Origin of the sequence: Marinobacter shengliensis, from assembly GCF_003007715.1 — a bacterium.
Lineage (GTDB): Bacteria > Pseudomonadota > Gammaproteobacteria > Pseudomonadales > Oleiphilaceae > Marinobacter > Marinobacter shengliensis.
On sequence record NZ_PXNO01000023.1, the window covers coordinates 118713 to 142440 of the forward strand.

At 57.4% G+C, this 23728-nt stretch carries 23 protein-coding genes, 1 pseudogene and 1 riboswitch; of the genes and pseudogenes, 15 read left to right on the top strand and 9 right to left on the bottom strand.

What is annotated here, in order from left to right:
* The first annotated feature begins 7 nt into the window (after nucleotides 1–7).
* Nucleotides 8–901: a U32 family peptidase gene (locus C7H10_RS09795; RefSeq protein ID WP_106694716.1), complete on the top strand. Its 894-nt coding sequence runs from the start codon at nucleotides 8–10 to the stop codon at nucleotides 899–901.
* Nucleotides 902–937: 36 nt separating this feature from the next.
* Here the strand turns inward: C7H10_RS09795 and C7H10_RS09800 are convergent, their stop codons facing one another.
* Genes C7H10_RS09800 through C7H10_RS09810 form a run of 3 tightly spaced genes read right to left on the bottom strand, consistent with a single transcriptional unit; the run spans nucleotide 938 to nucleotide 5971 of the window.
* The gene (locus C7H10_RS09800; RefSeq protein ID WP_106694717.1) at nucleotides 938–4030 is read right to left on the bottom strand and encodes an efflux RND transporter permease subunit; all 3093 of its coding nucleotides are present in this window, start codon (nucleotides 4028–4030) and stop codon (nucleotides 938–940) included.
* Nucleotides 4027–5349 (bottom strand): efflux RND transporter periplasmic adaptor subunit, encoded by a 1323-nt coding sequence (locus tag C7H10_RS09805; protein ID WP_106694718.1) that lies wholly within the window; start codon nucleotides 5347–5349, stop codon nucleotides 4027–4029. Before C7H10_RS09805 ends, C7H10_RS09800 begins: the two co-directional genes overlap by 4 nt.
* The gene (locus C7H10_RS09810) at nucleotides 5333–5971 is read right to left on the bottom strand and encodes a TetR/AcrR family transcriptional regulator (protein WP_106694719.1); all 639 of its coding nucleotides are present in this window, start codon (nucleotides 5969–5971) and stop codon (nucleotides 5333–5335) included. The genes C7H10_RS09805 and C7H10_RS09810 overlap by 17 nt, the downstream gene beginning before the upstream one ends.
* A gap of 163 nt (nucleotides 5972–6134) precedes the next feature.
* Nucleotides 6135–6337: riboswitch (cobalamin riboswitch) on the top strand.
* A 150-nt stretch (nucleotides 6338–6487) separates the two neighbouring features.
* On the opposite strand from C7H10_RS09810, the pseudogene C7H10_RS09815 reads away from it, so the two are divergent.
* The 5 genes and pseudogenes from C7H10_RS09815 to C7H10_RS09835 all read left to right on the top strand — a co-directional run.
* Nucleotides 6488–8239 (top strand): annotated as a pseudogene (locus C7H10_RS09815) (ribonucleoside triphosphate reductase); the annotation flags it as partial.
* Nucleotides 8232–8378 carry an anaerobic ribonucleoside-triphosphate reductase gene (gene nrdD / locus C7H10_RS19420; RefSeq protein ID WP_048496192.1) on the top strand — a complete coding sequence of 49 codons (147 nt, stop codon included), beginning with the start codon at nucleotides 8232–8234 and terminating at the stop codon, nucleotides 8376–8378. The pseudogene C7H10_RS09815 and the gene nrdD, both read left to right, overlap by 8 nt.
* Nucleotide 8379: 1 nt before the next feature.
* Complete coding sequence (locus tag C7H10_RS09825; protein WP_106694720.1) at nucleotides 8380–9084, top strand: anaerobic ribonucleoside-triphosphate reductase activating protein; 705 nt, start codon at nucleotides 8380–8382, stop codon at nucleotides 9082–9084.
* 34 nt (nucleotides 9085–9118) lie between these two features.
* Complete coding sequence (locus C7H10_RS09830; protein ID WP_106694721.1) at nucleotides 9119–9481, top strand: DUF488 domain-containing protein; 363 nt, start codon at nucleotides 9119–9121, stop codon at nucleotides 9479–9481.
* 108 nt (nucleotides 9482–9589) lie between these two features.
* Nucleotides 9590–10684, top strand: a complete 1095-nt coding sequence (locus C7H10_RS09835) for a methyl-accepting chemotaxis protein (RefSeq protein WP_167392891.1) — start codon at nucleotides 9590–9592, stop codon at nucleotides 10682–10684.
* A gap of 195 nt (nucleotides 10685–10879) precedes the next feature.
* Here the strand turns inward: C7H10_RS09835 and C7H10_RS09840 are convergent, their stop codons facing one another.
* Nucleotides 10880–11179 carry a CcdB family protein gene (locus tag C7H10_RS09840; protein WP_106694723.1) on the bottom strand — a complete coding sequence of 100 codons (300 nt, stop codon included), beginning with the start codon at nucleotides 11177–11179 and terminating at the stop codon, nucleotides 10880–10882.
* The gene (locus C7H10_RS09845; protein ID WP_106694724.1) at nucleotides 11179–11424 is read right to left on the bottom strand and encodes a type II toxin-antitoxin system CcdA family antitoxin; all 246 of its coding nucleotides are present in this window, start codon (nucleotides 11422–11424) and stop codon (nucleotides 11179–11181) included. The genes C7H10_RS09840 and C7H10_RS09845 overlap by 1 nt, the downstream gene beginning before the upstream one ends.
* Nucleotides 11425–11814: 390 nt before the next feature.
* Between C7H10_RS09845 and C7H10_RS09850 the strand changes: the two genes are divergently transcribed.
* The gene (locus tag C7H10_RS09850; RefSeq protein WP_244178244.1) at nucleotides 11815–12123 is read left to right on the top strand and encodes a hexameric tyrosine-coordinated heme protein; all 309 of its coding nucleotides are present in this window, start codon (nucleotides 11815–11817) and stop codon (nucleotides 12121–12123) included.
* A gap of 59 nt (nucleotides 12124–12182) precedes the next feature.
* Here the strand turns inward: C7H10_RS09850 and C7H10_RS09855 are convergent, their stop codons facing one another.
* Nucleotides 12183–12896, bottom strand: coding sequence for a succinate dehydrogenase iron-sulfur subunit (locus tag C7H10_RS09855; protein ID WP_106695154.1), 714 nt, complete (start codon nucleotides 12894–12896; stop codon nucleotides 12183–12185).
* Between the two features lie 198 nt (nucleotides 12897–13094).
* On the opposite strand from C7H10_RS09855, the gene C7H10_RS09860 reads away from it, so the two are divergent.
* Nucleotides 13095–13322 carry a hypothetical protein gene (locus C7H10_RS09860; protein ID WP_106694725.1) on the top strand — a complete coding sequence of 76 codons (228 nt, stop codon included), beginning with the start codon at nucleotides 13095–13097 and terminating at the stop codon, nucleotides 13320–13322.
* Between the two features lie 40 nt (nucleotides 13323–13362).
* On the opposite strand, the gene C7H10_RS09865 is transcribed toward C7H10_RS09860, so the two are convergent.
* Together C7H10_RS09865 and C7H10_RS09870 are read right to left on the bottom strand one after the other, a co-directional pair.
* Complete coding sequence (locus C7H10_RS09865; protein ID WP_106694726.1) at nucleotides 13363–13821, bottom strand: hypothetical protein; 459 nt, start codon at nucleotides 13819–13821, stop codon at nucleotides 13363–13365.
* Between the two features lie 17 nt (nucleotides 13822–13838).
* A complete protein-coding gene (locus C7H10_RS09870; protein WP_106694727.1) occupies nucleotides 13839–14510 on the bottom strand; it encodes a hemerythrin domain-containing protein in 672 nt (223 codons plus the stop codon).
* 100 nt (nucleotides 14511–14610) lie between these two features.
* On the opposite strand from C7H10_RS09870, the gene C7H10_RS19205 reads away from it, so the two are divergent.
* Together C7H10_RS19205 and C7H10_RS09875 are read left to right on the top strand one after the other, a co-directional pair.
* Nucleotides 14611–14769, top strand: a complete 159-nt coding sequence (locus tag C7H10_RS19205) for a hypothetical protein (RefSeq protein WP_167392892.1) — start codon at nucleotides 14611–14613, stop codon at nucleotides 14767–14769.
* A complete protein-coding gene (locus C7H10_RS09875) occupies nucleotides 14753–15595 on the top strand; it encodes an iron-sulfur cluster assembly protein (RefSeq protein ID WP_106694728.1) in 843 nt (280 codons plus the stop codon). The genes C7H10_RS19205 and C7H10_RS09875 overlap by 17 nt, the downstream gene beginning before the upstream one ends.
* A gap of 32 nt (nucleotides 15596–15627) precedes the next feature.
* Here C7H10_RS09875 and C7H10_RS09880 read toward each other — a convergent pair whose 3' ends face one another.
* Nucleotides 15628–17697, bottom strand: coding sequence for a TonB-dependent receptor plug domain-containing protein (locus C7H10_RS09880; RefSeq protein ID WP_106694729.1), 2070 nt, complete (start codon nucleotides 17695–17697; stop codon nucleotides 15628–15630).
* A 139-nt stretch (nucleotides 17698–17836) separates the two neighbouring features.
* Here C7H10_RS09880 and C7H10_RS09885 point away from each other — a divergent pair, with 139 nt between their 5' ends.
* The 5 genes from C7H10_RS09885 (at nucleotide 17837) to C7H10_RS09905 (ending at nucleotide 23624) form a co-directional block, all read left to right on the top strand.
* Complete coding sequence (locus C7H10_RS09885; RefSeq protein WP_106694730.1) at nucleotides 17837–18622, top strand: ABC transporter permease; 786 nt, start codon at nucleotides 17837–17839, stop codon at nucleotides 18620–18622.
* Nucleotides 18623–18632: 10 nt separating this feature from the next.
* Nucleotides 18633–19373 (top strand): ABC transporter ATP-binding protein, encoded by a 741-nt coding sequence (locus C7H10_RS09890; RefSeq protein ID WP_106694731.1) that lies wholly within the window; start codon nucleotides 18633–18635, stop codon nucleotides 19371–19373.
* Nucleotides 19370–20356, top strand: coding sequence for an ABC transporter substrate-binding protein (locus C7H10_RS09895; RefSeq protein WP_106694732.1), 987 nt, complete (start codon nucleotides 19370–19372; stop codon nucleotides 20354–20356). Before C7H10_RS09890 ends, C7H10_RS09895 begins: the two co-directional genes overlap by 4 nt.
* Nucleotides 20349–21536, top strand: a complete 1188-nt coding sequence (locus C7H10_RS09900; protein ID WP_167392893.1) for an NnrS family protein — start codon at nucleotides 20349–20351, stop codon at nucleotides 21534–21536. Before C7H10_RS09895 ends, C7H10_RS09900 begins: the two co-directional genes overlap by 8 nt.
* A gap of 102 nt (nucleotides 21537–21638) precedes the next feature.
* On the top strand, nucleotides 21639–23624 hold the full coding sequence (locus C7H10_RS09905; protein ID WP_244178245.1) for a putative bifunctional diguanylate cyclase/phosphodiesterase: 1986 nt from the start codon (nucleotides 21639–21641) through the stop codon (nucleotides 23622–23624).
* The last annotated feature ends 104 nt before the right edge of the window (nucleotides 23625–23728 follow it).

Genomic DNA, 23728 nt, shown 5'->3' on the forward strand with positions numbered 1-23728 from the left:
GCAGATTATGATGAAACTATCCCTTGGCCCGATTCTGTGGTTCTGGTCCAAGCAGTCCGTGTTCGACTTCTACGCCAAGGCCGCTGAATGGCCGGTAGATATCATTTATCTTGGCGAGGTGGTCTGTTCCCGTCGCCGGGAACTGAAGCCGGATGACTGGCTTGACCTGGCCCGGGACCTGAGAGCCTGCGGCAAGAACGTGGTGCTTTCCACCCTCACGCTGATTGAATCCGAAGCCGACCTGCGCCGCCTGCGCCGGTTCTGCGAACAGGATGATTTCCTGGTGGAAGCCAACGACCAGAGCGCCCTGCAGGTGGCCATCCGTAACAAGATCCCTTTTGTTACCGGCCCCTCCATGAACATCTACAACACCGCCACCCTGAAAATCCTGGCCAGACAGGGACTGCAAGGCTGGAACCTGCCGGTGGAACTCGGGAAGGAAACCCTGGAACAGCTGATCAGGGAATTGAAAGCCGAAGGCCTGGATCTGCCCGCCGAGGTATTCTCCTGGGGCTTCCTGCCGCTGGCCTGGTCGTCCCGTTGCTTCACCGCCCGCCATTACAACCTGCCCAAGGACAACTGCGAGTTCCGCTGTTTGGAGCATCCGGATGGCATGGAGCTGCGCTCCCGGGAAAGCCAGGAGTTGTTCCGCCTGAACGGCATTTCTACCCTGTCTGGCTCCCGCTATGATCTGATGAGGGAGTTGCCGGATATGGAACGAATGGGCGTGAGCACCGTCCGCCTGAGCCCGGAACATCAGGGCATGGATGAGGTGGTCAGACGCTTTGATCAGGTGCGCCGGGGAGAAGTGCCGGCCGCCGACCCGCTGCAGCTGGTGGAAGCACCACCCTGCAACGGGTATTGGTATGGCAGGCCGGGTATGGATTTGGTTGGTGCGTGAACCGGAAGCCGGGTAATCAACCCCGCCTTCTTCCGTTCAGGGCTTTCCCTTTTTGGCCCAACCAAGATCCTCAAGAATCGCATAGAGTGCGGGCAAGGCAATCAGGATCAGCAAGGTGGACACCAGCAGGCCGAACACCACCGAGATCACCAGTGGAATGACCGCCATGGCCTGGGTGCTGGTTTCCGCCAGCAGCGGCAGCATGCCGGCTACCGTGGTGCTGGTGGTAATCAGGATGGCCCGGAAGCGGGCGCGGCTGGCGGCCCCGGCGGCTTCTTTGGCGCTCATGCCTTGTGCCCGATAGCTCTTGATGAACTGCACCAGCAGGATGGCGTTGTTCACCACTATGCCGGCCAGTGAGGCGGCGCCGATCAGCGAGGGCATGGACAGGTTGTAACCCATCAGCATATGGCCCCAGACGGCCCCCATAAAGGCCACCGGGATGGCGAGCATCACGATGATCGGCTCCAGGTAACTGCGGAACTGGAACGACAGAATCAGAAAGATTCCCAACAGACCGATCAGCAATCCCCGGGCGATGGACTGGCCGGTTTCCCGGGAGCGGGCGGTCTGGCCTTCTATCTGCAAGGTAATCTCTGGCCACTGTTCACGCAGTTTCGGGAACGCCTGGCTCTGCAGGTCGGCCACGATGGCATCGGCATTGGTTTCCCGGCCGTTGACATCTGCGGAGACGGTGACCGTGCGCAGGCCATCAATACGGGTAACCTGTGACCATTGCCGTTCCTCGGTGATGGTGGCGACTTCCCGCAGCGGCACCATCTGGCCTTGGCCGGTGGTGATTACGGTATCTTCCAGGAACTGTCGGGTGTTGCGCTCTGCGCTGGTCTGGCGCACCAGGATTTCGATGTGTTGATCACCGATCTGTAACGTATCCACGATATCACCGAGCAGTCCGGTTCGGATCTGGCTGGCCACTTCGGCCGCTGTTAAGCCGAGGGACAGGGCACGGTCATTCAGTGACAGGGTGCGTTGGGGCTTACCAGGGCGCAGATCATCCAGCACGTTGAAGGTGCCGTTATAGGTGGCAACTTCGTCGCTCAGATACCGGGCGGCCGCTTTCAGCTCATCCAGATCACTGCCCTGCAGGCGGACTTCGATGGGAATGCCGGCGGGGCCGAAGCCGGGTTCCTGTATATTCAGGGCAATCAGCCCCGGAATCTCACCGATTTCCTGATACCAGCGGTCGGTAAGGGCGGCGAGATCTACAGTGCGCAGCTCTGCTGTTAGCAAATCAGCCATCACGGTGGCCACATGGGCACCTTTTTCGCCCGCTCCTGCGTGCTGGTTGAAGCGGGTCTGGATGTTCTGCACAAGGGGTTGCTGGTCGGGCTGGTCTGGTGTGTATTCCTCATTGAGCCGGAGCATGGCCGAGGTGATGCGCTCGGTAATGGCTTGGGTCTGGTGCAGTGGCGTGCCCTGGGGCATCAGCACCCGGGCTTCCAGCACGTCGCCGTCGATTTCCGGCATGGCTTCCATGCGCACATGACCGCCGGCTATCAGCCCCACGGAGCCAAGAAGTATCAGCAGCATGCCTGCCAGCACGCCGTAACGGAAACGGATAGCCCCGTCGGCCAGTTGCCCCACTTTCTCCCGGGTTTTTTCAAAGCCGTTGTCGAAGGCGGAGCGAAAGCGGGAAGGCGCTTTCTCGCGCTTTTTGCCAAGGCCGCTTTTCAGGTGGTGAGGCAATATCCAGAAGGCTTCGATCAGTGAGGCGGCCAGTGCCGCAATCAGCACCACCGGCAGCACCTCCAGCACTGCGCCCAGTTCTCCGGCCAGAAACGCCAGCGGGATGAACACGGACACCGTGGTCAGGAAGGAGGACAACACCCCGGGCAGAATCTCCCGGGTTCCTTTGGCAGCCGCTTCCAGCGGGCTGTTGCCGTCGGCGTGCCACTGGGCAATGTTGTCGGTGATCACTACCGAATCGTCCATCACAATACCGATGGCCATGAGCAGGGCCACCAGGGTGATCATGTTCAGGGACAGGCCGGTGAGAACCATCACCACAAAGGCACCGGCAAACGCAGTCGGAAGCCCGAACAGGGCCCAGAAGGCAAGGCGGGGGCGGAAGAACAGGGCCATCACCAGGCCTACCAGCAGCAAACCGGTGATGCCGTTGCCCACCAGCATTTGCAGGCGGTCTTCGACGATTGAGGTCATGTTCTGGGTGATTTTCAGCTCAACATTGCCGCCATGGCTGGCCTTTTCCTCGTCGATAAAAGCTTCCAGGGAATCCATCACCCGCAGGGCATCGTCGTGGCGGTTTTTGTGGATCTCCAGGATGATGGCGCGTTGGCCGTTGAAATCCACCCGTTCCTCTTCCCGTTCGTGGGCCTCGGTGATGGTGGCAATGTCGCCTAGCGTCAGCACAGCGCCGGCTGCTCCGCCGATCACTGGCAGTTCGGCCAGGGCATGCAGGGAACGGCGTTCATCCACAAACCGCAGCTGGATGTCCTGGCTGTCGGTCTCGATGGTGCCCAGTGGCATGTCCAGGTTCTGGCTGTTGATGGCCCGGGCAATATCCCGCACACCGAGGCCATACTGGCGCAGCAGGTCCCGGGATACTTCAATGTGCCACTGGCGCTGGGACAGGCCCACGGGAATCACATCGGCCACCCCGTCCATGGCGAACAGGCGGTCCTCCAGTTGACTGGTGTAGGCTTCCAGGTGAGAAAAGCTCATGGGCCCGTATACCGCGATGGCGGCTACAAGGCTGGTGCGGTACAACTCACGGATTATGGGGTTTTCTGCTTCTTCGGGCAGGTCGGTCAGGGCTTCGATTTCGGTGCGGATATCATCCAGAAACCGGCCCATATCACCCTGTGGTGCCATGCTGGCGATGGTCTGGGCCTGGTTGTCCCGGGCGGTGCAGGAAACCTCCTTCATGTAATCCACCCGTTGCAGCGCTTCACCCAGTCGCTGACAGATGGCTTCTTCCACATCCGCTGCGGTGGCCCCCCGGTATTCCATGGTGATGCTGACTTCCGGCGGCAGGTAGTCGGGGAAGGTTTCCCGGTTCAGGTTGGGTGCAGCGAACAGGCCTACTGCCAGAATCAGGATCAGCAGCAGGTTACCGGCGGTCGGGTGTCCCGCGAACCAGCGGATCATGGCTGATCTCCCGGGGTCAGTAGGGTGCCGTCGATGGCCGGAACCAGGTCATCCAGAACCAGCCGGTCTCCCGGTGCCAGTCCGTCATCGATAATGACATCTTCACCTTGTTGCCAGGCGACAGACACTGGCTGGCGCTGCAGGCGGTTGTCCTCGTCGGCAAGGTACACCACGCCCTGATGCACCGCGCTGGCCGGGATGACGATGACAGGCTCCGGAGTCTGCGCGGTAATGCTTGCCTGCACAAACATGTTGCGGACCAGGGGCGGGCGTGCTGGCGGATTGGCGTTTCGGTAGGGTTCGTCTACAGAAATAACGGCCTGAACTGTGCGGGTGGCCTGGTCCAGGCTGCTGGTGACCCGGGTGAGTTTGCCCGGCCAGTGGGCATCCGGCACGTTGGTGGGGGTTACCCGGATATCGAGTTCGTCCAGGGGTAATTGATCATGAAAGTCGGTGAAGTGGTTGGTGGAACCAGTTTTCGGCAGGCTGCCCCCGGACAGCTGCGACAGCACCCGGCGCAGTTCCGCCACTTCCAGCTGCACAGTGGCTTCGGCGCGGGTGATATCGTCGGCAATGAACAGCGTCTGCCCGGGGCTGACATGCTGGCCGGTGTCGATGTCGGCCTGGTGTACCCGCAGATCCCAGGGCGCTTCAAAACGAGTGTCGTCCAGGTCTTCCCGGGCACTGGCCAGGGCAGATTCCGCTCGGGCCATGCGGGCTTGCAGGATGTCACGCCGGACCGGAACCAGGTTCAGCTGGTTGCGCAGGGTCTGAACCGCCTGCTCCTGTTGCAGGGTGGCTCGTTGCTGCTCGTTGTAGCGGGTTTGCGACAGGGCGCCCCGCGCCACCAGGGTTTCAGCCCGGTCCAGCTCCCGCCGGGCCAGTGTTAACCGGCGTTCTTCCAGCTTGAGTAACTCGCCGGTATTGCGTTCTTCCTGGTCCAGCTGTCGCAGCTCCGCTTCAATACCGGCTAGGTCCGCCCTGGCGGAGGCTTCGGCCAGTTCATAGCGGGTCGGGTCGATCTCAAGCAGTCGAGTGCCCTCTGGGATCAGATTGCCACTTTCCAGCTCCGGGTGTTTCCAGATAACCCGGCCACCCACGTTGGCCACCGCATTCCAGCTTCGGGCCGGCAGCACCTGGCCATAGCCGCGGGCTTCGGTACGGAACTCGCGAGGAGTGATTTCCATAATCCGCACCGGCGTTGCGGCTGCCTGTGCCTCGACCCTTTCCGGGGGCTGCTTCAGCTTTACCATGATTACCACAAAGGCAATGCCGGCAATCAGGGCCAGCGCCAGAGTCAGTTTATTTTTTCGGGTCATTGGGTATCTCCTGGAAGCTGGCGGCGTATAGTTTGAAAATTCGGGGGGCTGTCTGCTCAAGGGTGGCCATTTCTCCGCTCACCATGCCCTGAACCACCAGCCCCTGAATGGCGCCTAGGTACAACACCGCCGCCGCTTCCGTATCGATACCGGCCGCTATGTGTCCCTGTTCAATGCCGAGCTGAAGTAAACCGACCACCTTTTTGCGGTAGCGGACAAGGGTCTGGCGGACGATGGTTTTGGCTGGGCCGTTGCTCGGTTTTTGCAGCTCTCCCAGCATCAGGCGGGGAATGCCCGGGTGTCGGGAGATGAAGCCCACATGGGCAAGGAACATGGCTTCCAGAGACTGGTCAGCTTGCTCATGCCGGTCCGCTTCCCGGAATACCTGGCTGGTCAGCTGCCCCGAAACCCAGCCGGCCACCGATTCCCACAGCCGGTTCTTGTTCGGAAAATGCTTGAACAACGCACCCTGCGACAGTCCCACTTCATCGGCAATTCGGGCGGTGGTAAGGGTGGCCGGGTCCTGCTCAGCACATAACTGAACAACCGCCTCGATGGTGGCGGACTGGCGTAGTTCGGTGCTTTGGTAGGGTCGTTTGTCGGGGGTTCTTGCTGTTGCCATTAGTGTTGTCCAGGGAAGAAAGTAATTAATTGCTTTATTTTGATTGATGAATACCAATCAAGCAAGAAACAAGATGGAGAATGGCGGATCAGGGCTCAGATGAAAGCCATTCAAAAAGTTCAGATCAGGTACATTTTAATTTGCAGGGTAGGGAAGTTTCTGTATATAGTTTGTTTGCCTTGGTAATACACAACATATTGTGTTTGTAGTAAGGAATCCGGTGAGAGTCCGGAACTGACGCGCAGCGGTATTGGGGAACGACCGTGGCATGATGACACTGGCGAAAGCCGGGAAGTCGCCACGCAAGGCAGAGCCGAAAGGCTCACGCCCCTGAGTCCGAAGACCTGCCAGGGCAACAAGCACTGCACCTTCGCGATTCAGGGTGAACAGCTGATCATGTCTCGGGTATTCGCCCGTGCCTGACCTCCTGTATTCGCGAACGTTGCTGCACCTATTGCGACAACCTGACGCGCTTCCAGGAGGAACCTGATGTCTGCCCACACCACCTCGCACCCTGTTGATCCGGCCTTGCTGGATATTTCCGCCACTGTTGGTGAATACCTGCACCGCAGCGACTGGCGGGTGAACGCCAACGCCAACCAGGGCTATTCCCTCGGTGGCCTGATTCTGAATACCGCCGGCAAAGTGATTGCCAACTACTGGCTGAACGAGGTGTATACCCCGGAAATCGGCCGGGCCCACCGGCAAGCAGACCTGCACATCCATGATCTGGACATGCTCAGCGGCTACTGCGCCGGCTGGTCCTTGCGCACGCTGCTGCACGAGGGCCTGAACGGTGTGCCAGGCAAGGTGGAAGCGGGCCCGCCAAAGCACCTCTCAAGCGCCATCGGGCAGATGGTCAATTTTCTCGGCACCTTGCAGAATGAATGGGCCGGGGCCCAGGCCTTCAGCTCCTTCGACACCTACCTGGCGCCGTTTATCCGCAAGGACAACCTGGACTACGCCACTGTGCGCCAGTGCATCCAGGAGTTTGTTTACAACCTGAACGTGCCGTCCCGCTGGGGCACCCAGACGCCATTTACCAACATCACTTTTGACTGGGTTTGCCCGGACGATCTGCGGGAGCAGATACCCATTATTGCCGGTGAGGAAATGCCATTCAGCTATGGCGAATTGCAGGCCGAGATGGACATGATCAACCAGGCCTACATCGAGGTAATGACCGCAGGCGACAGTATGGGCCGGGTATTTACCTTCCCGATTCCTACCTACAACATCACCCGGGATTTCGACTGGGCATCCGACAACGCCCTGCGATTATTCGAAATGACCGCCCGTTACGGCCTGCCGTACTTCCAGAATTTCCTCAACTCGGATCTGGAGCCCAACATGGTGCGCTCCATGTGCTGCCGTCTGCAGCTGGACCTGAGGGAACTGCTCAAGCGGGGCAATGGCCTGTTCGGTTCAGCGGAGCAGACAGGCTCGCTGGGTGTGGTCACCGTGAACTGTGCCCGGTTGGGTTACCTGTATAAAGGAGACAAGCCGGCGCTCTTTGCCCGCCTGGATGAGCTGATGGGTCTGGCCCGGGACAGCCTGGAAACCAAGCGCCAGGAGATCGGCCGGCTGATGGTGGAAGGCCTGTTCCCCTACACCAAGCGCTATCTGGGCACCCTGAGAAATCACTTCTCCACCATTGGTGTGAATGGCCTGAACGAAATGGTTCGCAACTTTACCGGTGATCAGGAAGATATCAGCAGCGAGCAGGGCCGGGCCTTTGCGCTGGAGCTGCTGGACCATGTACGGGAGCGGATGAAGCAATACCAGGAAGAAACCGGCCATCTCTATAATTTGGAAGCCGCTCCGGCCGAAGGCACCACCTATCGGTTCGCCAAGGAAGACCAGAAGCGGTTTGCCGATATCCTGCAAGCAGGTACACCGGATGCCCCCTATTACACCAATTCCAGCCAACTTCCGGTGGGGTACACCGACGACCCGTTTGAAGCTTTGGATCTTCAGGATGAACTGCAAACCCGTTACACCGGCGGCACAGTTCTGCACCTGTACATGCGTGAACGCATCAGCGATGCCGCCACCTGCGGCCGGTTTGTGAAAACGGTGCTGGAGAATTACCGGCTGCCGTACATCACCGTCACGCCCACCTTCTCCATCTGTCCGGTACATGGGTACCTGAACGGAGAACACGAATTCTGCCCGAAATGCGACGAACTGTTGCTCGCCGGGCAGCTATCACAGCTGGCAACGGCCGGCACTTCCCCAAAAAGCAAAGAAGGAGTTCAGCATGGATAACCAGAAACTTCCCGATGACAGCCAACGCCAGCGCTGCGAAGTGTGGACTCGGGTAATGGGCTACCACCGCCCGGTCTCAGCCTTTAACAAAGGCAAGCAATCCGAGCATCGCGAACGCACCCACTTCCGGGAGCGTTGAAATGACTGCGGATAACCTGGTGATTGGAGGCATGGCCGCCTTTTCCACCGTCGATTATCCGCAACACCTGGCGGCAACCCTGTTCCTGCAGGGTTGTCCCTGGCGTTGCCATTACTGCCATAACCCTCATCTTATACCACTTGAAGCTGGTGATGAAAAAATCACCTGGAAACAAGCTCATCGGCACCTGACAAGCCGGCGGGGGTTGCTGGATGCTGTGGTGTTTAGTGGTGGCGAACCCACCATTCAGAAAGCACTGTTGCCTGCCCTTCAACAAACCCGCGAGTTGGGTTTTCGTAACGGCCTGCACACCGGCGCCCCGCATCTGAAACTGCTGGAACCGCTGTTGCCCTGGCTGGACTGGGTGGGCCTGGACATCAAAGCGCTGCCTTCAGACTATGAAATCATCACCACCAACCGCCATGCCGGGCAGGAAAGCTGGGCGGCTATCTCCGCACTGCAAAAGGCCGGCGTGGACTTTGAATGCCGGATGACTTGGCATGGCGCCCTGCAGTCACCGGAGCAGGTGATTACCGTGGGGGAGCAGTTGTCAGATCAGGGCGTGCGCCGGTTTGCGGTGCAGATCGCCCGAAGTGATCAGATGCTGAATGGCACCATCGGGGCCGGGTATCTGAGCATGGAAAACAAGCAAAACGTCCGTAACAAACTCACTCCGCTTTTTGAAACCCTCGACATGCGGGAGTAGTCTGGGAGCAGACTTGTTCAATCGGAGAGCGTTAATGGATATCCGACTCAAACGAGCCTACGACACCGCCGCCCGCTCAGACGGCCCGCGTATACTGGTAGACCGCATCTGGCCCCGGGGCGTTGCCAAGGAAGATGCCGACATCGCCCACTGGCTGAAAGGGCTTGCTCCGTCTACTGAATTGCGTAAGTGGTTCGGCCATGATCCGGACAAATGGCCGGAGTTCTGCGACAGCTACCTGAAAGAGCTTCAGTCCGACGATGCCGCAGAGGACCTGGAAACACTCTGGAAGATCCTTGATGAGCACAAACGCATAACGCTGGTGTTTGCTGCCAAAGACACCGAGCACAACAACGCGGTGGCGCTGCGGGGTTATATCCTGAACGAAACGCTCTGAAGCCATCCGCTATCCGCTTTGGGTTGGGCCAGTTGTTACAAACCCTTACTGTCACGATCTTAAACATGTATAGAATATGAATCATTATTAATGGGCTGGAGTAAGATTATGGGTTTTTGGCCGTCCACAAAGCGTGTGGAAGCGCTTGAAGCGGAGCTGTCGGCATTGAACAAGGCATATGCTGAGCGAGATGAGCAGAATCGCAGGCTGGAAGCGGAACTGGAAGAAGAGCGCAGTGCGCTGGTAAAGACCCGCTCAGAACTTGAGCTTGGTCACCGATTGATGGCAGGCCTTGGTCAATTTAGTTCCTCACTGAGCGAACTCAAAGGATCCTTCAGCGAGTTGTCGGATTTGCTCGGCTCCCGGCGCAGTGAAGCCCTGAAAACCCGGGATGAATCCGGCCAGGTGCGCGACGGCATGGCAACGCTAGTACAGCGTCTGGATGGAGCGCGCCAGAGAGTAGTGAGTTCTGCCGGGCAGATGGAGGCGCTGGAAACAGAAACCGGAAGCATAACGTCGCTGGTGGATGTTATTGACGGTGTGTCTGACCAGACTTCGCTACTCGCTCTGAACGCCAGCATTGAGGCCGCCCGGGCCGGCGAGCACGGCCGGGGGTTCAGCGTGGTGGCGACGGAGGTCCGTAACCTTGCATTCCGGGCGGGTGAGGCCACCCGTGAAATCGAGGAGGCCATCAACCGGATTCGTAGCCAGACCTCCGCCGTCTCCGGGGCCAGCAAGGCGAGCAGCGAAGAAATGCAAAAGCTGGCCGAAGAAGCGGAAACTGCCAGAAGTCGCCTGATGTCGTTGATTGACCTTGCGGACAATTCGTCCACGGCGCTGGGTAACGCCGCTTTGTTGGCGGAAATTGAGCTGGCGAACCTGGAAGAGCTGGAAATCAAGCTCACGGTTTACCAGATTCTGGCTGGACTGTCTGATCGAACTGCAGGCTCTCTTCCCTCAGAAACTGAATGCCGGCTCGGCCAGTGGTACTACCAGGGTGATGGCAACCAACAGTATGCCGGCCGAATGGATTTTAAAGCCATTGAGGAGCCGCACCGACTGGTGCATGTATACGCTATCAAGGCAGTGCAGGCCCACCATGACAGTCGTCATGAAGATGCGCTGAAAGCACTGGAGGCCATGGAAGCCAATAATCTGGATGTGATGAGCCGGTTAAGGCGGTTGGTTTCCTTGGTTGATTAGCGGCCTGATCTATCGAATGGCAATCAGAGGCAATATTCAAACCTGGCGGGCCAGTGAAATCCGGCAGTTGATTTAACGCCGCCCTGAGAGGGGCAGGTGCTGCATTCCAGCGGTGCGCAGATTCGCACGCCGGTGGGCATCGCGGTGCCTTGTTTAGCGACTTTGGCGCACCACTGAAAACATGAAGTTCCTGTATCAAAAACCCAAAAACAGCATGTCCAACGCCGCGGAGATTTCATCTTGCTGCCCAGCGAGGCTGCCAGCACCAAAACGCAATTCGCTTTCAGGCACAGCAGCCATGTACTGAGTAGCCATGACTACCTCCTGGCCCTCAATGTTAAATACAGGGTTCAGCCTCTGGGCAGGAGAGGGCGCCGAGGACTTGGGTAACAGTGGCACAACAACTCGGGTGTTCAAGCCACTGAGAAGGTCTGACTGAACATCCAGAAGATAGCCAGCCCCATCCTTATTTTCAAAGATATCGAAACGGGCCATCAGAACTGCCGGTGCCGTGCAAGAGGCAAACCGTTAGCTTCAACGTATGCGTTAGAGCTTGCGAGAGCTCTGGCATTTTCTTTCAACCACTTCTGCTGCTTCTGAAGCTTCACAGCCTCTGCGATCCCTGCCTCTGCTGATCGTGAAACATTGATTCCCAGAGCTTTTGCCTCTTTGAGGAGGGCGCTATCTAGCGACAGGTTCGTTGGCTTTCGTATGGATTTGGTAGCTTGGGAAGCTTGCATGGTTTAGCCCTCACACAGATCGATGCGCCCATTTTATGCGCATGTTCATTGAACATCAATCTCTCCTGTAGCGCTCAGTAATACCAGCCGGTTCTGAGCTGGAGGTTTGTGGTTGGTTGGCTCCCGAGTGATCTCCCTGTTTTATAGGCTACTGCCATGTGGCTATGAGGGCGCCCGACCCCAGCACCAGTGAGACACCCACCTCAGCAATCATCAGCAGTACCATGAAGCCGTGAATAAACGACGGTGGCAGTGTGGCGCTGCTGAATCTGCATCTTTAGTAGCAGCGCCATGAGCTTAAAGATTCATTGAAAATAATTGTATTATGGTCCATTAATGGAGGTGCTTCCCTTTAGAGGGTTTTGACTGATGAGATGCAAGGAGATTCTGATGATGAAAACAAAAAAACAGCTAGCCGCCGTATTGGCCGCACTGGCCATGCTCATACCGATGGTGATTCAAGCAGAGGAGAAAGCTGACGTCTGGTTGCCCAGCCTGATTACGGATACCCCACAGGAGGGTTTTGAGCTAGCCATCAAGCTGTCCCGAATGGGAGTAAAAAGCACCCAGTCCAGTAAAGAGGTTCTGTTCCGGGAGCGGGCAAAATATTCAGAGGATGGTGAGGCCCTGATGCATGCATCAGAAGTGATCGCGGTTCACTTCCAGACGGTTGCAGCGGCCAACGATTACTGGAAATAATCAACGCGGCGGCCCGCTGCGGGGCCGCCAGTTTGGTTACTTTGCCTGGCTTGCGGTGCTCAAACCTGTTCCCGCACCAGCATCGCCTTGATTCGGCCGATGGCTTTCATGGGGTTCAATCCCTTGGGGCAGTAGGCTGTGCAGTTACCGATACCTCGGCAACGAAATACACTAAAGGGGTCTTCCAGCTTCTCCAACCGCTCTCTGGTGGCCGTATCCCGCGAATCCACCAGAAAACGATAAGCCTGAAGCAAACCGGAGGGGCCGATGTACTTTTCCGGGTTCCACCACCATGAAGGGCAGGCTGAGGTGCAACAGGCACAGAGAATACATTCGTAAAGGCCATCCAGCTTTGCTCTGTCTTCCGGGCTTTGGAGGCGTTCAATGGCCGGTTCCGGCTTGTCATTGATGAGCCAGGGCTGTACCCGGGCATACTGTTTAAAGAACAGAGACTGATCCACCACCAGATCCCGGATAACCGGCATGCCCGGTAGCGGCCGGATTTGGAGAATACCCCTCTTCCCAAGCACATCCTCTACCCGTGTGATACAGCCGAGCCCGTTACGGCCGTTGATGTTTAGACCGTCTGAGCCACACACGCCCTCCCGACAGGAGCGACGGAAGGCCAGTGTAACATCTCGGGTTTTCAGGTGTTCCAGGACATCGAGCACCATGCGATTGCGGAATTCACCGTCGACCTGGATATCCTGGTTGTAAGGGGCGTCATCCTGTTCCGGGTTGTAGCGATACACACGAGCGATAAAGGCAGACATTTTGCTATTCTCCAGAAAATGATTCATTTCCTGTATTAGTTTAATGTCAGGTTAGCAGAGGAAAGTGTGTTTGGAGTATTAGACGGTGGGAAAACGCAGGTGTAACTTGTGCCATTCTCGCGCTGCACGGAAGTGTTTAACGCCGAACACACACCAGCTATGCTGCATCAAGCGGTGAAGTAACCCAGGAGGCAACGGATGGATACCCGGGAGAGTCGGGAATGGCAAAGGCTGGCCTTTGTTGAGAACCGTGATGGTAGGGCAGCGGCATTGGTCTTTGCTCATCAGGGTATTGCCCAGTACGAGTCTGCCATTCGGGAATCGGATTCCTGTGGCAATCAATACGGTGCCGCTTATCGGGAAAGCCTGATGGCCTCCATCCAGGTATACCGGGAGTATCTTCAGAAAAACGAAACCCCGGCTTGACCGGGGTTTCATGCGGACCGTAAGCGTTGGTGGTGCGTCGTTAGTACATTTCCAGCCGCCCAATATCCCTGGATTGCAGGCGGGCTTCTGCCTGTTGGTTGGCTGCCAGCTCCCTGAAGAGTTCCGCCTCACGATTATTCTGGGCAAGTTTGGCGCGCAGTTCATACATTTCCGTCAGGGTTTTGTGTGAACCCAGGATGTTCTTCAGAACATCCTGTATGTCATGGCACCCTGTACAGGCTGGTATCCGGTCCGGGATCCGGCGGCTTTCGAAATCCTGAGAGTCAACCAGCCAGGCGTCCATCAAATCATCGTCGGTATCCTGCAGGAAGTCCTCCATGGCTTCCGCCTGGCGATGCTCCCGACTTGCAAGAAAACTGAGCGCCATTTGCATACGTTCGTCTTCCTGCACTTCAGCCAGCATCTCATACTGTTTTTCGAGCAGTTCGTGGTATTCGGTTATCCACTCGATCAGGTTTTTCAGTTGTTTAAAGGCCATAATTCTGTCCCCTCTGTTCAGAACTGAAAACGCGGGAACAGTACATCCCGCTCCAGGTAGATTTGTTCGGAAAGCCTGAAATCCAGAGCTTTCAGTTCATGGTAGAAGCGCCTCCATGAACGACATGCCGACTCCGGTGCCCGGTAGTTTCTGGTCATGTCGCGGAGCTTTTTCAGTTGTTTTTTGATGATTGAATGTTCTTCGTTCATTTGGGCGATGGGCGTTTCCGGGCGTGGGGGCTGGTCATGCGCCATCTGGTTCAGTACGTGAGTGTTCTCCTTCTCGATATGATCTCGAAGCAGGCGCTCCAGCTTTTTGACCGCCAGCGTGATGCCTTTCGGTACGTCTGGGTTGGCTCTGTGAACCGCCTCAATCTTGCGGGCGAGCCGGTGGATTTCGGGCAGTTTTGCGAGGTGAGCAGCATCGTACCCCCGCAGTATCAGCTCCAGCAGTACGTCAGTATCCAGCTCTTCAATAGATGTCTGCTCCATGACTGTGTCAAACAGCTCCTGGCATAACTGCCCTGGTTCAACATTGGCAATGGAGGCGACCATTTCCACGGTGGCCTGACGGTGTTTGTCGATATGTGGCACGTATCGGCGGAACACGTCGAGTGTTTCCGGGCTTCTGCTTGCCAGCTGGCTGACAGTGGTTTCGCTGCAGCGTCCAAGAATATCCTGATAGTTCATTGCTCATCCTCCTCTCTTGCTTTAAAATACATATAAAATACATGTTACAGATAGTCAAGAATTATTCTCATTTTCTTGTCGTGTGAGGGAGGAGATGGTGATGACGTGCAGTAAGCCGGAAAACATAAAAGAAGAGCTCTGGGCGCAGCACCTGAGCTGGCTGGAGCTGGTTCGGGATGAATGCAAATCCAACTGGGCGAAATATCTTCGGGAAAAACAGAGAGAGCGGGAGGTGGTGAACTGTGGAGATCAACGCTGAAGTAACACCGGCTGCCCGCGACTATCTGAATGCGGTGTTGGCAAAACAGGAGGTGCCGGGTATGGCCGCCAGAGTGTATGTGGATAAGGGCGGTACCTCTCAGGCAGAAACGTGCCTGGCCTTCTGCCCGCCGGGAGAGGAGTCCGCCAATGATATCCGTCGGGATTTTGAAGATCTGACCCTGTTCTTTGATGCATCCAGTGTGCCTTACCTCAAAGATATGGAAATTGGTGTGCATGGCGAAGGCAAGCTGCAGACTCTGACCATTAAGGCCCCGAACAGCAAGAAGCCGGCAAAACCACCCAAAACCTTCACGGTATCTCAGGATTGTCCTGCCTTGCGCGTTCCCTACGGAACGGACTTTACGATCCCGGAGGGGGCAGAGGTCACCATTACTCAGGCACTTGGCGGCAGTTTTACAGTGAACTACGAGGGTAACCTTTACCGTTTGTCTCCGGAGGTGGCCCGTCAGTTGGGCCTGCAAACTGATATCGTCATGTTTGAACCACCGGAGGATGGCCTGATCAGTGAAGATCAATGCCGGGACAGCCTGCGCCAGGTATATGACCCGGAAATCCCCGTCAATATCGTCAGTCTGGGTCTTGTCTACGGCCTGGATATCAACCAGGAAAAACAGTTGGTGAAGGTCACTATGACTCTGACCTCGCCGGGGTGTGGCATGGGCGACATTATCGCTGATGATGTCAGGAGCAAGACCTTGCAGGTGCCTTATGTACAGGAGTGTCAGGTGGATATCGTGTTCGATCCGCCCTGGAGTTATGACAGCCTGGATGAGGAAGCGCGCCTCGAGCTTGGTATGATCTGAGCCGCTGCCTTCCCTGGCACGGCTCATCGAAATCAGAAGCGGCCGGAGACTTTAGCGACCAGCCCCCGGCCCGGCGATAGTATACCGCCGTCTGTCAGGTGCTCCCGATAACGCTTGTCCAGCAAGTTGTTGCCTTCAACCGAGACTTCCAGTGCACTGAGGCTGCCGGTAGCGCCAAAGTTCCAGCCCAGCTCAACGTCCACAGTTGCATAGCCGGGGGTGCTGTTTTCCGTGCCGTTGGAAAAGACATCGGCAGTCCGATCCTGTTCGGCTACCGCTCGCACTTGCCCATGCCAGTTAAAGCCGAGGCGGTTTTGCTGGCCCAGTCCCAGGGTCAGTTCCGGTGCCGGCATCTGGTACAGCGGCTCGTTGTCCTGTTTGTTTTTACCCCGCAGCCAGGTCAGGCTGCCATCCAGGTCGATGGCGGGGGCGGTGGTGTTCAGGGCTTCCAGTGGCATCACGAAACCGGCTTCGGCACCGTAGATGACCACTTCATCCAGGTTCTCGGTCTGTTTGATGGGCAGGTTATTCTGGGGGTGGTTCTGGCCTGTGATACGCCCTGCAATATAGTCATCAATCCGGGTGTAGAAGGCTGCAACCTGGTATTGGCCCAGACGGCCGCGACCTTTCAGGCCAACTTCCGCACTGGTGGATTTTTCCGGATCCAGTTGAGGGTTACCACGGTGGAAGAACCCGTCACCCCGGGTGGCATCTTCAAAGCGTTCGCGCATGTCAGGTGCACGGTAGGCGGTACCGATATTAAGGTAAGGATTGACCATGTCGCTCAGGTTGTAGATGGCACCGGCAGACCAGGACAGCGTTTCGGAAGTGTTCTTTAACCCCTCGGTTCTGGCTGCCGGTCCGTTGCCCACCACCCGTGCATCGCCTGTCACTTTGTCATAGCGTGCACCGAGCTGTATGTTCCAGTTGCCGGCCATGATGTCATCCTGCACGAACAGGCCCCGACTCTCGATTTCGCCATCCCGGAAGGGTGAGTTGGCAACAGCGTTATCTGACATGGGCGGGTTGTAGGTAAAACGCTCAGGGTCACCGGTCATTTCCCAGCCCTCGGCCCCAACCGTGACCAGGTGGTTATCACCCACAGGCAACCTGTACTGCGCTTTAACACCGTCGGTGCGGAAACTGACATCGTTCCACACCTGGTTGCGCTCCTTGAAATCCCACCAGGCGCGGATTTGCCGGTCCACTTCCTGCCGATAAATGCTGGTCTCCAGGGTACCGGTACCGATACCGGCCTCGTAGCCAAGCTCCGCAAGTGTGCGCTTCTGCTTGGGCGAATGGATCGTCAGGGTTCCGTTGCCGCCCGGGCCGGGCTTGGCAGACCCCGGATACCAGACTTTCCGGTCTTCATGGTTCTGCAGGTTCAGGGTCAGTTTCTGGTTGTCGGTTAACCTGAAAGCGTATTTCGCCAGAAAGGATTCCGAGCGGAAGCCGCTGTTTTCAACATCACCGTCGGGTGTTTCATAGTCGTCCACATCTTTGGCGGCGGCACCGATGACAAGGCCGTGGTTCTTGCTGGAAAGCTCCAGCAGGGCGCCGCCGGCCAGACTGCTGTCCACCGTGCCAGTGCTGCCGGAGAATCGACCATGGGCTTCAGGTTGTTCTGAGAAAGTCGCCTCTGGAGTCCGCAGGTTGATAGCGCCGCCCATGGCGCCGGTGCCATGCAGTACCGAGGCCGGGCCTTTGACCACTTCGACGGTTTCCAGCAGGCTCATGTCTGCCAGGGATGCAATGGCCCCCTGGGGCTGGGCAGAGTTCAGGCGGACACCGTCCACCAGAAGTACCACACTCTCCTTTTTCAGGCCGCGAATAACCGGGTTACCACCCCAGGCGCCGCCATCGCCCTGGACCGCCAGACCGGGTTTGCCACGGAAGAGATCGCCGGCGGTTTTTGAAGCGACAGTGTGGTCCGTGGTTAAACGCTCTGTTGCGCTCGCGGTTTCCAGCGTGTCGGATTCGTAGCCTTTGGCGGTTACGACCAGTTCCTTAAGTTCTGAAGAATGGCCGGTTGCAGCGTGTGCTGCGGGTAAAGCGGAAAAGGCAAAGATGGCTAAAGCCAGTGGATGGGGGCGTCGATTCATGGAGTTCTCCGATAACTGCTTACGGTTGAGAATGGTTCGCAATATACTGCAAATGAAACTGATTCGTATTTGATTTTCATCAACAGGAGTTTGTGTTCGTGCGGGTACACTCATGTCAGTTATTGCAGGGTGTGAGTGTATGGGTAGTTTGATTCGCAGTGGTCTGGGTTGGGGTGGCAGCCTTACCGGAGTTTTATTATTCGTGGCGCTCTGGGAGTGGGGGAGTTTGTCATACGGTAGCTTTTTGCTCCCCGGCCCGCGGGATGCGCTATCGGCCATCGTAGGCTTTGCCGACAACGGTGAGCTCTGGACGGCCGTTTGGGCCACCACCTGGCGGGCCATGACCGGCTTTGCCATTGCTGCGCTGGCTGGTGTCTCTCTGGGCCTTATTGCAGGGTTGTCCCACACGGTTGGCCGAGCGCTGGAGCCGGTTTCAACGGTACTTCTGGGCATACCGCCCATCGCCTGGATTGTGCTGGCACTGTTGTGGTTCGGCAGCGGCTCCCTGGCAGCGATCTACACGGTGGTGGCCACCACCATTCCTGTCGCTTTCGCCGGTGCTCAGATCGGGGCCCGGACCCTGGACCAGCGCCTGCAGGAGATGGGCGATGTGTTCCGCGTGCCCTTTGCCATGCGCCTTTGGGATTTCTATCTGCCCCACATTGTTTCCTACGTATTCCCGGCATTGATTACCGCTCTGGGGGTGGCCTGGAAAGTCACCGTAATGGCGGAATTGTTTGCCACAGAAGATGGGGTAGGGGCGGGCATGGCCATGGCCCGGGTGAGCCTGGACACTGCCGGTGCCATGGCCTGGATTTTGGTGGTCGTGGTGTTGCTATTGGTGGCCGAACACGGATTTCTGCGCCCCTTGCAGAAAAAAATGGAACCCTGGCGGCAGGTCAAAGGCCCTGCCATGCCGGGCTGAGGAGTTTGCGATGCTGACGCTGCAAAAGGTTTCACTGGATCTTGGCCCGAACACCATTGTGTCCGGCGTGGATCTTCAGGTGGCACCAGGTGAATCCGTGTGCCTGGTGGGGCCGTCCGGCTGCGGAAAAACCAGCCTGTTGCGTCTGGCATCGGGGGTGCTTGCGGCTACTTCGGGACAGGTGAGAAATCACTTTACAACCACCGCGGCAGTATTCCAGGAGTCCCGGTTGCTGCCCTGGCGGCGGCTGCTCGACAACATTGCCCTGGGCCTGAAAGCCCGGGGCGTGCCTCGGCGAGATCGACTGACGCAGGCGAAAGAGTTGGCCGATCAGGTAGGGCTTTCAGATTATGACGAGCATTTTCCCCACGAGTTGTCCGGTGGCATGCAACAGCGGGTGGCTCTGGCCCGGGCGCTGGCCGTAGGCGCCGATTTCCTGCTGTTGGATGAGCCTTTCAGTGCCCTGGATGTGGGGCTGCGCAGCGAAGCCCAGGATCTGGTGGAACGGCTTGTGGTCGATCAGGGTATAGCAACCTTGATGGTGACTCACGATCTCACTGAAGCCCTGCGTCTGGCCCATCGAATTATTGTCGTTTCCGGCTCGCCCGGTACCGTGGTGTTTGAACATCCAGTCACCACCCCTTACCGGGAACGCAGCCATGCCTGGCTGTATGAAGAAGCTGGCCACCTGCTGAGGCAACCGGTGGTCAGCGAGAGTTTTCTGTTTCATCCGGATTCGGAGGTGGCATGAATCGTCGTGAACTGCTCAAACTGGCGGCCTGTTCGGCTTTGATTTCAGCCGTTCCCCTACAAAGGGCGTTTGCAGCCAAACCCGGCAAACTGATTGCAGCTACACCTCTTGGCTTGCCCCAGGTGATCCTGGCCCGGGCGCTGGAAGATCCGGAGCTGAATAACCTGATCCCTGAACGGGAACTTCTGGACTGGAAAGACCCGGATCAGTTGCGGGCCTGGCTGGCCCGGGCCGAAGTGATGGTGACGGCGACCCCAACCAATGTGGCCGCCAACCTGTATAACCGTGGCGTACCCGTGGTGCTGATGAACGTGAATGTGTGGGGCACCCTGGGCATGCTGGGCCTCGAGCAGAAAGGCCCGTTGGCGAAGATGGAAGATCTGGCTGGCAGGCATGTGGGCGTGCCCTGGCGCGGGGATATGCCGGACCTGGTGTTCCGCTACTTGCTCGGTAAGGCCGGCCTGGAAGTGGGGCGTGACGTCAGGGTGAGCTATCAGTCCAGCCCGTTCGAGACGGTACAGATGTATGTGGCGCAACGCCTGGACGCTGCGGTGTTGCCAGAACCCATGCGCACGGCAACCCGGCTACAGAGCATGCAGTTCGGGCAGTCACCTAATGAGCTGGATCTTCAGCAGGAGTGGGCGCGGCTGGCCGGTGGTGAGCCACTGCTGCCCCAGGCAGGGGTACTCTGCCGGCGGGAGTTGCTGGAGCAGGCACCCGAGCAGGTTGCAGCGCTGCAAGCGGCCATTGGCCGGGCGGTTGACTGGGTAGTCGGTGAGTCGGAGGCAGCGGCGAGGTTGGGGGCGGATCGGTCGCCCCTGAGCCGTCAGGTGTATGAAGGAGCGATTGCCCGCACCGCGCTGAAAATGGTCAATGCGCAGGAAGCCCGGCCAGCTCTGGAGGACTTTTTCTCGGCACTGTCTGAATTGTCGTCTGGGTTCATTGGAGGCAAGTTGCCGGATGCGGATTTCTACCATGTTTGACCATCCCTGGCTGGCTTACGGCTTCCGGCCCTTTTTCCTGTTAGGTGCCCTGTACGCACCAATTGCGCTTCTGCCCTGGATTGGTGCGCTGATGCAGCAATTCACCTTGCCCATGGCGCTGCCTCCGCTGGCCTGGCATGGCCATGAAATGTTGTTCGGGTTTGTCAGTGCAGCTCTGGTAGGGTTTCTGCTGACCTCGATACCGTCCTGGGCCAGTGTGACACCCATCGCGGGTAAGTCGCTGGCAGCCCTGGTTTTGCTCTGGCTGGCGGGGCGATTGCTGTTCTGGTTATCCGCCCTGATACCGGGCTGGCTGGTGGCCATTGTGAACCTTGCCTTGCCTCTTGTTTTGATACTCTGGGCGGCCCCGGCCTTGCTGTCCGAGGCTGGCCGCCGACACCTGAGTATCGGCATGGCACTGATCGGCTATGTGCTGGTTCAGGTGCTTTTCTATACGGCCTGGTTGTGGCCGGAGGTCACTGGCACGATCACTCCGGTGGCGGTGCTTAACACCACCGTCAATCTGCTGCTGGTACTGATTGCCCTTACGGCTACCCGCATTGTCCGTGTGGTGGCCATGGAGGCACGAAAGGAAATTGGCTTTTCAGGCCCTGGTCGATTAACACCTGCCCGGGAGCATCTGGCGGTGGCCGCGTTGATTCTGTTTGTGATTGCGGATTTCTGGGCTCCCGGTCACGTGGTTACCGGCTGGATTGCCCTCGCTGCCGCGGCAGCCCAGGCCGACCGCCTGAGTGAATGGCCGTGGGGCAGGGCGATGACCCGGTTATACCTGTTGCTGCTGACGCTGGCGTATCTGTGGATGGTGGTCGGGCTGGTTCTGGTGGGTGTCACCGCACTCATCGACACCTTGCCCGGTTACACCGGCCGCCATGCCTTGTCGGCCGGTGCAGCGGGTACCGCAATTCTTGCTGTGTTCTGTATTGCCGGGCTGCGCCATACCGGAAGGTCGCTGGCGCTGCCGTGGCTGATCTGGCCTGCGCTAGTAGCATTGGTCGCAACGGCACTGTTGCGAACGTTTGTACCGGTCTGGTGGCCGGAGTACTACCTGTTGGCGGGCGTCGTGCTGCCCTTTGTGCTCTGGTTGGTTTCCTATCTGCTTTACGCAATCGCTTACGGGCGTTTTCTTGTGACCGCCAGGGCGGATGGAATGCCTGGGTAATCGAGCTCTGATATTCCCGGTTCTATGACAATTAGCAAGAGCACATTTTGGTGATTGCGCTATGCTCAAAGTGGCAGTGTCCGTTTTGGGAGAGCGTACTTCGTGATCAAAGCACCAGATACCTCGGATGCCTTCGAAATTTTCCCCTGGAATCGTAATTTCGAAACCGGCATTCAGGAAATCGATGAGCAGCACAAGGTGCTGGTTAATATCCTTAATCGTCTTGCCTGGCACTTCGCATCGGATAGCTCTGAACTTTCCGCGGACCACGTTCTTGATGAGTTGCTTTCCTATGCCGCGTTTCACTTCCAGTTTGAGGAAAAGATCTGGAATAAGACACTGGGTGAGGATGGTATGGCCAGAAATCATCACGATGCCCACCAGATGTTCTTTGTTCAGATTCATGAATTGCGTAAAAGTGGCGAACCCCACGAAGACATACTGACCAATCTTTTTGATTTTCTGACTCGTTGGTTGGCGTTTCATATTCTGGAGTCTGATCGCCGCATGGCCCTCACTGCCAAGATGGTAGAAAAGGGCTACGCGTTAAATGAGGCCAGGGACCGGGTGGACTCAGAACTCAGCGGTTCGGTATCTGTGCTGGTTAATGCGCTTCTGGAGATTTACGGCAAATTGTCTTCAAGCACCATTCAGTTGATGCGTGAAAAAATGGCGCGCCACAGGGCCGAAGACGATTTGCAGCGAATCCAGAACGAACGCTTGAGTCAGGCTCTGGAAGAACAGGCCAGCGAATATCAGCAGCACCTTGAAACCCTGGCCTACAACGATGCCCTGACAGGCCTCTGGAATCGCAACGGGATCATTCGAAGAATCCGCGACTGCATGGCGGAAGCAGAGAGGGCAGTCAACCCGGCAGCTTTGGTGTCCATCGACCTCGATCATTTTATTGATCTGAACGCGTGCCTTGGGGAGGATGCCGCAGACCGTTTACTTGGCCTGTTGGCACGGCGCTGGCTTGATGCCATACCGGCTGATGCCTGTCTGGCCCGGACTGGCGGTGATGAATTTGCGCTTCTGCTGCCTGATGCCAGCCAGACGGAATCCCGACTCGAGGCCCTTCGGTTGACGGCGCGCCAGCCTTTTGAGCTTGATGGGGCAGAAGTGTCTGTTACTTTTACGGCTGGAGTTGTTCTATTTCCTGATCAGGCAGTTCAGGATGCTGACATCCTGTTGCGACAGGCAAATAACACGCTTTATCGTGCGAAGCATGAAATGCATGGCGGGTGGTTGTATCTGGATGCAGGTGAACAAAACCAGTACCACGCCCGCCAATTGTTACTGGATGACATTCGAAGAGGCCTCAGTCATGAAGAGTTTCGGCTGTTTTATCAGCCTAAGGTGAACCTTCGGACCGGTGAAGTACTGGGCGTTGAGGCGCTTATCCGCTGGCAACACGCTCAGAAAGGCTTGTTGTCACCGATTCATTTTCTGCCAGGCATAGAACATCATGCCCTGAACGTTCAGGTTGGCGAATGGGTGTTGCGGGAATCTCTTCAGCAAATGCAGCGCTGGGACAAGCAGGGCGTAGAGTTGAATGTCAGCGTCAATGTCTCGGCTTTCCAGCTTCAGAGTGGTGATTTTCCAGAACGGCTTAAGCACATCCTTTCAGAGTTCCCGCAGATTGACCCTGCCAGGCTGGATCTGGAAATCCTGGAGACGGCTGCCCTGGGGGAGCTGGACAGGGCTGTCCAGACAATCAACGAGTGTCGGGAGCTCGGCGTTCGTTTCTCGCTCGACGATTTTGGTACAGGCTATTCGTCGTTGTCTTATCTGAAGCGACTCCCTGTCGACACTCTCAAAGTGGATCGGGAGTTTGTATCCGGGGCCGACGGAAGTCGAGAGAACCTTTCAATACTTCGGGGGATTGTCGGGCTGTCGGGTGTATTCGGAAAACAGATCATTGCTGAGGGTGTTGAAACGATCAAACAGGGCCAGATTCTGTTGTCGCTGGGGTGCCAGCAGGCCCAGGGTTATGCGATGTCTCCCCCTGTTGAGCCGGATCGCCTCCTGGAGTGGATCGCCAACTGGAAAACTTTTCCGGAGTGGCAGGCATACGACGGTTTGTGACCCTCAAATGAGGCTGCAGAATCCGGTAGCCAGCATCAGGGCCTTTGAATACCAGCGCATTGTGGACCTGAACTAGATCGGCCCCGGCATTCAATCGGTCCCGA

Bases quoted from the DNA above. Each gene is read 5' to 3' on its own strand.
- C7H10_RS09810 (WP_106694719.1), bottom strand. From the start codon at position 5,971: ATGGCAACAGCAAGAACCCCCGACAAACGACCCTACCAAAGCACCGAA.
- C7H10_RS09840 (WP_106694723.1), bottom strand. From the start codon at position 11,179: ATGGCCCGTTTCGATATCTTTGAAAATAAGGATGGGGCTGGCTATCTT.
- C7H10_RS09800 (WP_106694717.1), bottom strand. From the start codon at position 4,030: ATGATCCGCTGGTTCGCGGGACACCCGACCGCCGGTAACCTGCTGCTG.
- C7H10_RS09835 (WP_167392891.1), top strand. From the start codon at position 9,590: ATGGGTTTTTGGCCGTCCACAAAGCGTGTGGAAGCGCTTGAAGCGGAG.
- nrdD (WP_048496192.1), top strand. From the start codon at position 8,232: ATGGATAACCAGAAACTTCCCGATGACAGCCAACGCCAGCGCTGCGAA.
- C7H10_RS09880 (WP_106694729.1), bottom strand. From the start codon at position 17,697: ATGAATCGACGCCCCCATCCACTGGCTTTAGCCATCTTTGCCTTTTCC.
- C7H10_RS09805 (WP_106694718.1), bottom strand. From the start codon at position 5,349: ATGACCCGAAAAAATAAACTGACTCTGGCGCTGGCCCTGATTGCCGGC.
- C7H10_RS19205 (WP_167392892.1), top strand. From the start codon at position 14,611: ATGACGTGCAGTAAGCCGGAAAACATAAAAGAAGAGCTCTGGGCGCAG.
- C7H10_RS09825 (WP_106694720.1), top strand. From the start codon at position 8,380: ATGACTGCGGATAACCTGGTGATTGGAGGCATGGCCGCCTTTTCCACC.
- C7H10_RS09870 (WP_106694727.1), bottom strand. From the start codon at position 14,510: ATGAACTATCAGGATATTCTTGGACGCTGCAGCGAAACCACTGTCAGC.
- C7H10_RS09850 (WP_244178244.1), top strand. From the start codon at position 11,815: ATGATGAAAACAAAAAAACAGCTAGCCGCCGTATTGGCCGCACTGGCC.
- C7H10_RS09865 (WP_106694726.1), bottom strand. From the start codon at position 13,821: ATGGCCTTTAAACAACTGAAAAACCTGATCGAGTGGATAACCGAATAC.
- C7H10_RS09885 (WP_106694730.1), top strand. From the start codon at position 17,837: ATGGGTAGTTTGATTCGCAGTGGTCTGGGTTGGGGTGGCAGCCTTACC.
- C7H10_RS09895 (WP_106694732.1), top strand. From the start codon at position 19,370: ATGAATCGTCGTGAACTGCTCAAACTGGCGGCCTGTTCGGCTTTGATT.
- C7H10_RS09830 (WP_106694721.1), top strand. From the start codon at position 9,119: ATGGATATCCGACTCAAACGAGCCTACGACACCGCCGCCCGCTCAGAC.
- C7H10_RS09890 (WP_106694731.1), top strand. From the start codon at position 18,633: ATGCTGACGCTGCAAAAGGTTTCACTGGATCTTGGCCCGAACACCATT.
- C7H10_RS09855 (WP_106695154.1), bottom strand. From the start codon at position 12,896: ATGTCTGCCTTTATCGCTCGTGTGTATCGCTACAACCCGGAACAGGAT.
- C7H10_RS09845 (WP_106694724.1), bottom strand. From the start codon at position 11,424: ATGCAAGCTTCCCAAGCTACCAAATCCATACGAAAGCCAACGAACCTG.
- C7H10_RS09860 (WP_106694725.1), top strand. From the start codon at position 13,095: ATGGATACCCGGGAGAGTCGGGAATGGCAAAGGCTGGCCTTTGTTGAG.
- C7H10_RS09900 (WP_167392893.1), top strand. From the start codon at position 20,349: ATGTTTGACCATCCCTGGCTGGCTTACGGCTTCCGGCCCTTTTTCCTG.
- C7H10_RS09795 (WP_106694716.1), top strand. From the start codon at position 8: ATGATGAAACTATCCCTTGGCCCGATTCTGTGGTTCTGGTCCAAGCAG.